Genomic DNA, 12185 nt, shown 5'->3' with positions numbered 1-12185 from the left:
TTTGGTTGAACACTTTTCATTATAGGTCATATGGGACTTTTTTCTATACTCAAAAAGGCTCCATAATTTCCATGGTGGATTTACCCACTACAGAAATTATAGAGCCTTTTTTTAAAAATTTCTTGACAATATCGACAATAAATGATATATTAACATCTGTTAATATCAATATTGCTCCCCCTACCTTCTCGACTGAGGAGGTATTTTTATATTTTTAAGTTAATAGAAGGGCAGAATTTTGAAAGAAATGTGTGACAAGGAAGAAGTAGTGTTAGATTGATTTTGATAGCAGAGAATAAAGAAGTGATTTTGAACTGTTATCAGGGCTGTGCTATAATAGATTTATGAACTATACACAAGAAGAAAAAGAATATTTTATGACTCAAGCATTGCAGGAAGCTAGAAAGTCGCTAGAAAAGGATGAAATTCCAATTGGTTGTGTGATTGTCAAGGATGGACAGATTATTGGCCGTGGGCACAATGCGCGTGAGGAACTCAACCAGGCCATCATGCATGCAGAGGTCATGGCCATCCAAGAAGCCAATCGAATTGAAGGGAATTGGCGACTGCTGGATACGACCCTCTTTGTCACAATAGAACCCTGTGTCATGTGTAGTGGAGCTATTGGCCTTGCCCGGATCCCTCAAGTGATTTTTGGTGGAAAAAATCAAAAATTTGGAGCTGCAGGTAGTCTCTATGACATTTTGACTGATGAGCGCTTGAATCATCGAGTTATCGTTGAGTCTGGCGTTTTAGAGGAAACCTGTATCGAAATGATGCAGGAATTTTTCAGGAAACGAAGAAAACAAAAGAAAATCAATATAATAACCACATAATTCTTGAGATTTAAGAAATGAACTTGTATAATAGTAGTGTGAGTGGTGAGCGCTTACAATATTAATCATAAAACTGGAAGGAGTTTTATTATGAAAAAGACAGTCGTTTCTCTTGCAACGGTTGCTTTTCTAGGAAGCTTGGTAGTTCCTGTTACAGCTCTAGAGCCGGGTACTACAGTAGATCCTAACAACCATTCTAAGATTGAGGCTCCAACTGCAGAGCCGCTTCCAACTTTAAATATTGAAGCATTCTTAGAAGATGGAACTGTTGAGATTACCCAAGTTCCTTCGGAAGCACCAACAGCTCCAGCTCAAACATCTGATTTGATTTACTCTGTCAAAACAGATGAAGAAACTGGAGAGCAGTACATTGTAGCAGTTCCTGCTACTGCACCAACAAAAGAGTCTCTCAACCTCAAAGGTGGAATTGACGAAAATGGTGATGGATATGTTTATGGCATTACTACAGATGTCGAAGTACCAACCGTACCAAAACCACCAAGCTCACCAGTAGTGAAGACTCTGCCAAGTACAAGTCCAGTACAATAAGACTTGATTGGCCAATAAAGTTGCCTTTTACGGCAACTTTATTTTTTCTGGGAGGTTGCTAATGAATAGAAGTGAAAAGCATAAGAGAAAGAATCCTCGATTATTACAAATTTTGTTAGGGATACTTGTCGTTGTTGCAATGGGGATTCTTGGGAGGACAGTCAGCCACTTCTTGTGGGATCGTGGGACTGAGCAAGTAACTGTTCAGACAACTAGTCAGTCAACTAGTTCCTCTAGTCAAGAAGTTGTAGTACCTAGTTATCAGGTTAGTCCTGAGGAAAAGGCGGTAATGCAGGCACGATTTACAGAGTTGAAGGGTATAAACCCAGATACTGTAGCCTATATTTATGCACCAGGAACACCCTTGGACGAGCCAGTAGTACAAACGACGGATAATGAAACCTACCTTGACAAGACATTTGAAGGGGGATACCAGCCTTATTTTGGGACCGTTTTTATGGATACTGAAAGTAAAAATGATTTTAGTGATCCCCTGACTTGGATGTTTGGACATGTCCGTGGTCCGTTGGTAGACGATGAACGAATTTTTCAAACTGTGACCTACTATGAAAACCAGGCTTATTTTGACCAACATCCATTCTTTGTCGTTCAGACTCCAGAAAGAATTCTCTATTATCAAGCTGCTTTTACAATTGTTATCCCTGAAACTACTCACTATTACAAACATGATTTTGCAGATGGGAAAGAGTTCGTTAATCTATTAGCTCTGGCTAGTCAAGAAGCAGTCGCTAAAAATCCAAATTTACCAATCTTATCAACTGATCACTATCTAGTCTTGGCAACTTGTCGTGCTGAAGATTTAACGACAAGGGCGGTATTATTCTTAAGACAGATTCCAGATTCAGAGCTAGAGGGTTTCCTTGAGCAACACGGTTCGAGTTTGACCTATGTACCAACTCGCTAGACCTGTAGAATAAATTTGCTATTTTATAAAAAAGTGTTATAATAATAAACGGAGCAACATTCGTGCGTGAAGCGGGTCAGGGGAGGAATCCAGCAGCCCTAAGCGAGGTCGAATGTGTGCTCTTTTTGCGTACAGTCTAAAAACCCTTTGAAATCAGGATTTCAGAGGTTTTTTCTTTGGCTTATTTTTAGAAATGAGGGGCAAAATAGGGGCAACTTAAGAAAACTTTTTGGATGCTCTGCTATTCTACTGAGGAATAAGGAGGAAAGCCTATGTTTTTATTTGCCTTTCCAGGTATGGGAAAAACGACACTTGCTAAGAAATATACAGATGTTGTGGACTTAGAAATGTCTGACATTAAGTACGATAATAGCAGTGTTCGTCATTTAACGAAAGAGGAGCGAAAATCCACCAAACGTCCACTGAAGGATAAACGCTATAAAACAATCTATGTCAATAAGGCCTACACTCTTCATAGACAAGGAAAGACAGTCCTAGTAGCGCTGAATTTTCTGATGAGAATGTTGCTGGCCATGTCTATACGCGGTGGTGTGCCATTTCATATCTATATTCCCCACCCTTCTCTCAAAGAAGAATACCGCCAACGTTACATTTCAAGAGGCAACAACAACCGGTTCATCTTTGAAGTCATGTTCATTTGGTATCCTGCCCTCATTCCGCTTTACCTACTATCTAAGATTCTCCCGAAATGGATTACAGTAACCCAGTCAGGAGAGACTTTGGAGGATTATCGCTTGAAGAGTTTCTCCATTAGAAAAGACTGTTACCATAAAGGACTTGTTAAAGGAAGGGTATTATAGTAAAATGAGGTGGAGATTAAATAGAAATTAGGAATCCTTTATGAAAGTAGCCTTCTGTGTAACTGATTCACATATTGACTATGTTATTACCACTATTGAAGCCATTTGTACTTATCATTCCACGGTAAAAGTAGCCATTCTTTCATCTGATTTATCAGATGTATCTAGGAAAAAGTTAAATCGTCTTCCAATCGAAGAACTAAGACTTTATACTGAGCTAGATAGAGGCAAGGTTGAGAAACTTCCAATGACAATGCACCATATCACATTGGAAACTTATTTTAGGTACTTTTTACCAGAATTGCTATCTGACTGGGATAAGGTACTCTATTTGGATAGTGACTTACTAATTGCGGGAGATCTGACAGAATTTTGGGAAACAGATCTTTCAGATGCCTACTTAGCTGGGGTATCAGAATTGGATATTGTCCGACATTATGCGGCCTACAAGAAGAGTATTGGTTTTGAATTAGATGAACTTTATGTGAATGCAGGTGTCTTATTGATGAACCTAGAAGCAATGAGACGAGATAATATCACAAATCTACTTTTCGCAGAAACAGAGCGTTTGACGGGACAGATTCAGTTTCAGGACCAAGATGTTATTAATATTGCTCTGAAGGGTAAAATCGTAGAGGTACCATTACGATATAACTATACTGCTGAGGCTATGCGACAAAATCGTTTACCTATTGAAGAAGTAGCAATATTCCATTACAATTCTGCTCATATTAAGCCTTGGATAAAATGGGATAAAAATTGGGAATCTCCTGTAGGCGAGATTATTTCTCTTTGGAGAAATAATTATAAGGAGGTAATGAAAGCGTACGGTGGTGTCAGTGTCATCGTAGCTTTTCGGAACCAAGAGGAAACATTAAGTCACACCCTATCAGCTCTTGTTAACCAGGCTTTTCATAATATTGAAATTATATTAGTTGACGCAAACTCCGATGATCAATCTTCGACAATTTGCCAAACTTTTGCTCAGAGAGACAGTCGTATTCAGTATCACTACCAGGCTGCCACATCATTAAACCAAGCTAGAGAGAGGGGATTACGGGCAGCAAGTAGACCATATATTCTTTTTGTTGAAGAGGGTGATTTTGTTTTTGATGAAGGTATTGCTGTTCTATATAAATTAGCAGAGTCAACCGAGTCGGATGTGTTAGTAGGTGCATTTGCTAGATTTAGAAGTGGTCGTTTTCAATTCCTCCCCTATCCTGCATATAGATTGGCACGTAAGTCACTCTCCACAATTGCGAATGAAATGCAGGCATCGAGTGCGCGCCATCTATTTTATACAAAGGTCTGGGGAAATCTCTATCGAAGAAATATACTGATGGGGCTTCGTTTTACTGGGGATGACCAGCAACAAGAAACCTTTGTCTGGGGAGCTCTTCAGCGAGCTCAGAATATTTATGTTTTAAACCAACAAGTCTATGTTTGTCGAGTAAAGGAATAAGCTGTCATAAAACATTTCATGAAAATAAATGAAAATTGATAAATTTCTTGAAAAAAATATGATAAAGCGTTATCATATTATGGTACATAAATGGAGGAATGACATGACACATATTACATTTGATTATTCAAAAGTCTTGGGCCAATTCGTTGGAGCTCAAGAAGTAGAATACATGCAACCACAAGTTACACTAGCTGACCAAATGCTCCGTCAAGGAACAGGTCCTGGTAGCGACTTTATCGGCTGGTTGGATTTGCCAGAAAACTATGACAAAGCAGAATTTGCGCGTATCAAGGAAGCTGCAGCTAAGATCCAAAATGAAAGTGAAGTTTTGGTAGTTATCGGTATCGGTGGTTCTTACCTCGGTGCTAAAGCAGCTATTGATTTCTTGAGCAACTCTTTTGTTAACTTGCAAACTCGTGAAGAGCGCAAAGCTCCACAAATCCTTTACGCTGGAAACTCTATCTCATCAAGCTATCTTGCTGACTTGGTGGATTATGTTGCTGACAAGGATTTCTCAGTTAACGTGATTTCAAAATCAGGTACAACAACTGAGCCTGCGATTGCTTTCCGCGTCTTCAAAGAATTGCTTGTGAAGAAATACGGTCAAGAAGAAGCTAACAAGCGTATCTATGCGACAACTGACAAGGCAAAAGGTGCTGTTAAGGTTGAAGCAGACGCAAATGGTTGGGAAACCTTTGTTGTTCCAGATGATGTTGGTGGCCGTTTCTCTGTCTTGACAGCAGTTGGTCTTTTGCCAATCGCGGCAGCTGGTGCAGATATTGATGCCCTTATGGAAGGTGCAAACGCAGCTCGTACGACTTACACATCAGATAAAATTGCTGAAAACCAAGCATACCAATATGCAGCTGTTCGTAACATCCTTTACAGAAAAGGCTATGTAACAGAAATCTTGGCAAACTACGAGCCATCACTTCAATACTTCAGCGAGTGGTGGAAACAGTTGGCGGGTGAGTCAGAAGGTAAGGACCAAAAAGGTATCAACCCAACATCTGCTAACTTCTCAACAGACTTGCACTCACTTGGACAATTTATCCAAGAAGGAAACCGCAATATCTTTGAAACAGTAGTTCGTGTTGACAAACCAAGAAAAAATATCTTGATTCCTGAAATGGCAGAAGACCTTGACGGTCTTGGCTACTTGCAAGGAAAAGATGTTGACTTTGTAAACAAAAAAGCAACGGACGGAGTACTTCTTGCTCACACTGATGGTGGCGTACCAAACATGTTTGTAACTCTTCCACAACAAGATGAGTTCACACTTGGTTACACCTTCTACTTCTTCGAGTTGGCGATTGCTATCTCTGGTTACCTCAATGCGATTAACCCATTTGACCAACCAGGTGTAGAAGCCTACAAGAAAAACATGTTTGCTCTTCTTGGAAAACCAGGATTTGAAGAACTCGGTGCAGAATTGAACGCACGTTTGTAAGAAAATCTTTCCACTAGAGATAGTGGTGCGTCTAAAGAAAACGAGACGATTTGAACGATACCAGGGTGTCGTTCTTTTTTATAGATCTAAATCGCTATTTGGAACTGTTGGTAAAAAAATGTTGGTACATTTTTTAGCTGTTTTATATGAGTAATGCGTCTTGTGCTAATATGTTGAGGTATTTGTTGTAAGAATTCTATTGAAAATCTATGTTTTTTAGTTTTTCTATTGACGAGACTACCTTGGACTAGATATAATAGTTACAAATATAGTTTTAAAAAGAGGTATTTATGGTAAAGTATGCATTGTTCAGTTATTCGACAGAAAACATCGGTGATGAAATCCAATCTATTGCGGCGAGTCGTTTCTTGCCACAGATTGATTATTATATAAATAGGGATTATATGAATGATTTTAAACCAGACACCGATGAACAAATTAAACTGATCATGAACGGTTGGTACTCTCATAGACCTCAGAATTTTCCACTAAAAAATGAACAGATTACTCCGCTATTAATTTCAATGTTTGTTACTGGACGTGCCAAAGTACCATTTTCATCAGAGGAAAACGTTGCGTTCTTTAAAAAATATGGTCCAGTTGGTGCCAGAAGCGCGGATACAAAGGAGTATATGGAATCTTTGGGAGTAGAGTCTTATTGGTCTGGCTGTATGACTCTTACCCTCCAACCAGAGAAATATATTAAGAAACAAGACTTTGTGCTGGCTATTGATCTTCCTGAGGAAGCTTGTCAAAAGTTAGAGAAAGAATCGAAATTACCAGTTATCCGACTAAGTGTTTATACAAATCATAAATATATGTCTGATACACGTAGAATGAAGTTAGCGAAATATTATCTTTATTTGTACCAATCAGCCCGTTTGGTTGTTACTACACGACTTCATGCGACTCTTCCGTGCCTTGCTCTAGGAACTTCTGTTTTAAATATCGAATTGCCAAATTTTGAACCAGAACGTTTTGGTAGTTTACGGGAACTTGCTAATCATATGACCTTAGATGAATTCATGTCGGGTACAGGTGATTACGATATTAATAATCCTAAAGAAAATCCAACGGAATTTCTAGAAGCTAGAAAAAATCTTGAAGATAGATGTCAAGCTTTTACAGGATTTAAGAATAAAAAAGGTTTCTTAAATGGACAGCCTGTCGCAGAATTATTACGAGATCCAGAGTTAATCCAAACTTTTGCAACAGGAGTAGCGTCTGCCTATAGAGAGTATGGCACTGGTTTTTAATCAATCATTTTAGAAGGATTGGGACTTGCTCCTAATCCTTATTTCGATTCAATAAGGTAAGGGAGATAGAAAGTAAGCGGAGATAATATGAAAAAAGATTTTTTTGTAATCGGCGATGTCCATGGAAAATTTGAACTTCTACTCGATATTTTGAAGAAATGGAATGAAGAACGACAACAGCTGATTTTTCTTGGGGATTTGATTGATCGCGGAGAAAATTCCAAAGCTTGTTTGGAGTTGGTCTGGAGCTTGGTGAGGGAAAAGGGCGCGATTTGCTTAACGGGCAATCATGAACGGATGTTTCTGGCCTGGTTACGTGATCCGATTGACCGCTATGACCACTATCGGAGAAATGGTGGAGATACGACCATTAATTCCTTACTCGGTCGTCCTTTAGATGCACCAGTTGATGGTCTGGTAGATGCTAATGCAGTGATGGAACAATATGTGGACCTGATTGATTTTGTCAAATCTTGTCCCTATCATATGGAAACGGAAGGATATATCTTTGTTCATGCTGGTGTGGATCTAACCTTACCAGACTGGCGAAAAACTAGTAATCATGATAAGGTTTGGTTGCGTACCCCTTTCCATGAGGCTGAAAATACCACAGGGAAAATGATTGTCTTTGGGCATACCCCTGTTTATAATCTCTACCAGACCAAACTCCGTATCAGCCAAATTTGGACCAGTTCAGATGGGAAAATGGGGATTGACGGAGGAGCTGTTTACGGCGGAGTTCTGCATGGGATTGTACTGGATGATACGGGTCTGGTACAGGATTATATCGTCGGAGCTGTCAATCCCAGAAAAGAAATTGAAGATTAGATAATGATTGAAAATTAGGAGGTAAAACTTCTAATTTTTTTATTTTACTACTTGACAACCGATATATATATATATAATGGTTTTATAAATAATTTTGGAGGATTATATGGCAAAGAAAATTAGAGATGAACACGGTAATGTTTATGTACAAAAGAAACCATTTTACAAGCGAATTTGGTTTATTGTGTTGGTTGGATTATTTGTTATTGGTGGGTTGCAAAGTGTATTAGGTGGTGGAAGTAATTCTTCAACTTCTTCTAACCAAGCTACATCAACCACTAGTCAAACAACAACAGAAACATCAGTAAGTAGCTCAGAAAAATCAGAGGAAGTTACTTACAGTATTGGACAGGAAGTTCCAGTTGGAGACGTTGTTTACCTTGTCAATTCAAAAGAGGTTACCACTAATGTAGGTGGAGAGTTCGGCAAAACTGCTAACGGGGTCTTTCTCGTACTGAACGTAACCGTGAAAAACAACGGTAAGGAAGCTATTACAGTAACGGATGATTTCTTTACATTACTCAAAGGTGATGTGGAATACAAGTCGGATTCAACGGCAGGAATTTATGCTAACCAAGATGCAAAATTCTTCTTAACAGAGGTAAATCCTGAAAATTCTGTTACAGGTAATGTTGTATTTGATATTACAGAAGAAACAGCAAATGACCCAAGTATTCAATTAAGAGTTCAAACTGGTTTTTGGGGAACAGAAACTGGTGTAATTAATCTTCAATAATGTTTAGGAGGCTAACTTAGCCTCTTTTTCATTTTTTTGCATTTCTTCCCAAATTTTCAGAAAATTTTGATATAATAGAAAAAATATTATTTTTAGATTGGAAACATTATGACTGCACAAAAAATGACTGCACAAGAAATCATTGCTTTTATCGGCAATGCTGTGAAGAAGACAACTGTTAAAGTGACTTTTGAAGGTGAATTGGCTGGTCCTGTTCCTGCTGAAGTGACAAAGCTTGGCAATGTCCTCTTCGGTGATTGGAAAGACGTCGAGCCACTCTTGGCAAACTTGACTGAAAATGTAGACTACGTGGTTGAGCAAGACGGCCGCAATTCAGCTGTGCCTTTGCTTGACAAACGTAACATCAATGCCCGTATCGAGCCAGGTGCCATTATCCGTGACCAAGTGACCATTGGCGATAATGCCGTTATCATGATGGGTGCTGTTATCAACATCGGTGCAGAAATCGGTCCAGGAACTATGATTGACATGGGTGCTATTCTCGGTGGCCGTGCAACGGTTGGTAAGAACAGCCACATCGGTGCAGGTGCGGTCCTTGCGGGTGTTATCGAGCCAGCTTCTGCCGAGCCAGTTCGTGTTGGTGACAATGTCTTGGTTGGTGCCAATGCCGTTGTCATCGAGGGTGTGCAAATCGGCAGCGGCTCTGTAGTGGCGGCGGGTGCGATTGTGACCCAAGATGTTCCTGAAAACGTAGTGGTGGCAGGTGTACCAGCCCGTATCATCAAGGAAATCGACGCTCAAACCCAACAAAAAACAGCCTTGGAAGAGGCATTACGGACACTCTAAGAGGTAGCTATGCTAGATTTAATCGCGACACGCCGGGCCCTCCACCAGATTCCAGAGCTGGGCATGGAGGAGTTCAAGACCCATGCCTTTCTTATGGAAACCATTAAAGGTTTACTTCAAAATTGTACTTTTGCTCAAGTCCGCACTTGGAAGACAGGTATTCTAGTCTATTTGACAGGCTCTGCTCCTGAAAAGACCATCGGCTGGCGGGCGGATATTGACGGCCTGCCGATTGTGGAGGAAACGGGCTTGGACTTCAAGTCCCTCCACCCAGACAGGATGCACGCCTGCGGACATGATTTCCACATGACCATTGCCTTGGGGCTTTTGGAGAAAATGGCAGAGCAGCAACCGAGAAACAATCTGCTCTTCCTCTTTCAGCCTGCGGAGGAAAATCTAGCAGGTGGCATGCTCATGTATGAAGCGGGTGCTTTTGGGGATTGGTTGCCAGATGAATTTTATGGGCTCCATGTCCGACCGGACCTCAAAGTCGGTCAAATGGCCACCAACCGTGCGACCCTCTTTGCCGGGACCTGTGAAGTCAAGATACGGTTTACAGGAAAGGGTGGCCACGCAGCATTTCCCCATACCGCTAATGACGCCTTGGTGGCGGCTAGTTACTTTGTGACTCAGGTGCAGTCGGTGGTCAGCCGTAACGTTGATCCGATTGAGGGGGCTGTGGTCACCTTCGGCTCCATGCACGCGGGTACGACCAATAATGTCATTGCGGAAACGGCCTTCTTGCACGGCACCATTCGGGCCTTGACCCAGAACATGAGTCTTCTGGTGCAAAAGCGGGTGCGTGAAGTTGCAGAAGGAATCGCCCTGTCCTTTGGAGTAGACTTGGAAATTGAGCTCAATCCTAGCGGTTATCTGCCTGTGGAAAATAATCCTCAGTTGGCGGATGAACTGATGACTTATTTTGAACAGGTTGACGGAGTGGAGATGATTGACTGTCCACCTGCTATGACGGGTGAGGACTTCGGCTACCTGCTCAACAAGGTACCAGGTGTTATGTTCTGGTTGGGTGTGGATACGCCTTATCCCCTTCACAATCCTCGTCTCAGTCCCAAAGAGGATGTGCTTCCCTTTGCTGTGGATAAGTTGAGCGATTTTTTGAAAATGAAAGCAAATTAGACTGGTTTTTCCAGTCTTTTTCTGAAAAGAAAGGAGTTTCTGTGGATAAAAAGAGCATTCGGCAAGAGGTCTTGCAGAGTTTGAAAGACCTGACTAGTAGTCAGCGAGCCAGATGGAGCCAGCAGTTAACGGAACGCCTCCTTGCTTCTGATACTTATCAGGGCGCAAAGTCGCTTGGGACTTACCTTTCCATGCCCCATGAGTTCGACACTTCTTACCTGATTGAACAGGCTCAAAAGGACGGCAAGCAGATTTTCATCCCTAAGACCTATTCACAAGGGCGCATGGATTTTGTAGAATATAATCCTCATGATTTGGTGAAATCTAGGTTTGGAGTTTGGGAACCTGGAACTTATTCACAACCTGTGGATAAGTCTGTGGTTAAGTTAATCCATGTGCCTGGTTTGGCTTGGAATCAAGTGGGTTTTCGAGTGGGCTACGGTGGTGGTTTTTATGATCGCTACCTAGCAGATTATCAGGGGGAGACGGTATCGACCTTGGCAGACTTTCAAGTCTATGATTTCGAACCAGATGTATTTGATATTCCAGTGAAGGAGTTGTTGATTTTTGAAGAACTTTTTTGATAAGCGCTACCCTGTAACCAATGGCTTGTTGGCAGTCACGGCTCTTGTTTTTCTTTTGATACAAGTATTTCGCTTTGGGCAGACGACGGCAGCCTATACAATTTTTGAATTTGGTGGCATGTATGGTCAAGTGGTGCGTTATGATCCGACTCAGTTGTGGCGCTTGATTTCCCCTATCTTTGTCCACATTGGTTGGGAACATTTTATTTTTAACAGTATCACCTTGCTTGGTTTGGGTTACCAATTAGAAGGACTGTTTGGCTCAAGGCGCTTCTTCCTCCTCTATCTCTTGTCTGGGATTATGGGCAACCTTTTTGTTCTCTTTTTTACACCAGATGTAGTTGGTGCAGGTGCATCGACCTCGCTCTTTGGTCTTTTTGCGGCTATGGCACTGTTGAGGAAATTTAGTCGTAGCCCCTATCTACAGGTTCTCGGTCAACGATATATGGTCCTTTTGGGATTGAACTTGGTTTTGGGACTTTTTAATCCAACCATCAGCATGGCAGGGCATATTGGAGGAGCTGTTGGAGGCTGCTTGGTCGTGATGTTCCTTCCACCTCTTGTGGAAAAGGATCTCTTTACAGGAAAACAGATTTTTTTCAGCTTCATTGGCTATATGGGCTTGTTCGTTTTTCTACTAGGGATATTCTATTTGATGTAATAAAAAAAAACTAGTGATTGCTAGTTTCAGAATGAAGACAAAGTCGTTAGAATTATATTTCTAACGGCTTTTTCATATGTAAAGTAGTATAATAGAGATAGGAATACTAGCTAATAAGCAGAGGGAGAAT

At 40.9% G+C, this 12185-nt stretch carries 13 protein-coding genes and 1 other RNA gene; all 14 read left to right on the top strand.

The window, feature by feature from the left end; all coding sequences use genetic code 11:
* Positions 1-344 precede the first annotated feature (344 nt).
* On the top strand, positions 345-836 hold the full coding sequence (tadA, locus tag NOL38_RS09935) for a tRNA adenosine(34) deaminase TadA (RefSeq protein ID WP_277942055.1): 492 nt from the start codon (positions 345-347) through the stop codon (positions 834-836).
* Positions 837-926: 90 nt separating this feature from the next.
* Entirely contained in the window at positions 927-1385 is a 459-nt protein-coding gene (locus NOL38_RS09930) for a hypothetical protein (protein ID WP_277942054.1), read from the top strand.
* A 61-nt stretch (positions 1386-1446) separates the two neighbouring features.
* Complete coding sequence (gene srtB / locus NOL38_RS09925) at positions 1447-2310, top strand: class B sortase, LPKTxAVK-specific (RefSeq protein ID WP_277942053.1); 864 nt, start codon at positions 1447-1449, stop codon at positions 2308-2310.
* Positions 2311-2353: 43 nt separating this feature from the next.
* Positions 2354-2443, top strand: an RNA gene (gene ffs, locus NOL38_RS09920) — signal recognition particle sRNA small type.
* A 139-nt stretch (positions 2444-2582) separates the two neighbouring features.
* Complete coding sequence (locus NOL38_RS09915) at positions 2583-3131, top strand: hypothetical protein (protein ID WP_277942052.1); 549 nt, start codon at positions 2583-2585, stop codon at positions 3129-3131.
* Between the two features lie 40 nt (positions 3132-3171).
* Entirely contained in the window at positions 3172-4593 is a 1422-nt protein-coding gene (locus NOL38_RS09910; RefSeq protein ID WP_277942051.1) for a glycosyltransferase family 8 protein, read from the top strand.
* A gap of 103 nt (positions 4594-4696) precedes the next feature.
* Positions 4697-6046, top strand: a complete 1350-nt coding sequence (locus NOL38_RS09905; RefSeq protein WP_277942050.1) for a glucose-6-phosphate isomerase — start codon at positions 4697-4699, stop codon at positions 6044-6046.
* A 290-nt stretch (positions 6047-6336) separates the two neighbouring features.
* Complete coding sequence (locus tag NOL38_RS09900; protein WP_024401365.1) at positions 6337-7302, top strand: polysaccharide pyruvyl transferase family protein; 966 nt, start codon at positions 6337-6339, stop codon at positions 7300-7302.
* 87 nt (positions 7303-7389) lie between these two features.
* Positions 7390-8130: a metallophosphoesterase gene (locus tag NOL38_RS09895; RefSeq protein WP_277942049.1), complete on the top strand. Its 741-nt coding sequence runs from the start codon at positions 7390-7392 to the stop codon at positions 8128-8130.
* Positions 8131-8236: 106 nt separating this feature from the next.
* Positions 8237-8866, top strand: coding sequence for a DUF4352 domain-containing protein (locus NOL38_RS09890; protein ID WP_277942048.1), 630 nt, complete (start codon positions 8237-8239; stop codon positions 8864-8866).
* A 108-nt stretch (positions 8867-8974) separates the two neighbouring features.
* Entirely contained in the window at positions 8975-9673 is a 699-nt protein-coding gene (gene dapD / locus NOL38_RS09885; protein WP_024376132.1) for a 2,3,4,5-tetrahydropyridine-2,6-dicarboxylate N-acetyltransferase, read from the top strand.
* A gap of 9 nt (positions 9674-9682) precedes the next feature.
* Positions 9683-10810 (top strand): N-acetyldiaminopimelate deacetylase, encoded by a 1128-nt coding sequence (locus NOL38_RS09880; RefSeq protein ID WP_277942047.1) that lies wholly within the window; start codon positions 9683-9685, stop codon positions 10808-10810.
* Positions 10811-10851: 41 nt separating this feature from the next.
* Entirely contained in the window at positions 10852-11394 is a 543-nt protein-coding gene (locus NOL38_RS09875; RefSeq protein WP_277942046.1) for a 5-formyltetrahydrofolate cyclo-ligase, read from the top strand.
* The gene (locus tag NOL38_RS09870) at positions 11378-12055 is read left to right on the top strand and encodes a rhomboid family intramembrane serine protease (RefSeq protein ID WP_277942045.1); all 678 of its coding nucleotides are present in this window, start codon (positions 11378-11380) and stop codon (positions 12053-12055) included. Before NOL38_RS09875 ends, NOL38_RS09870 begins: the two co-directional genes overlap by 17 nt.
* Positions 12056-12185 lie beyond the last annotated feature (130 nt).

This window comes from Streptococcus suis, assembly GCF_029616525.1.
Classification (GTDB): domain Bacteria; phylum Bacillota; class Bacilli; order Lactobacillales; family Streptococcaceae; genus Streptococcus; species Streptococcus suis_AF.
The sequence above is the reverse complement of the archived record's forward strand: the minus strand, read 5'-3'. Positions and strand labels throughout refer to the sequence as shown.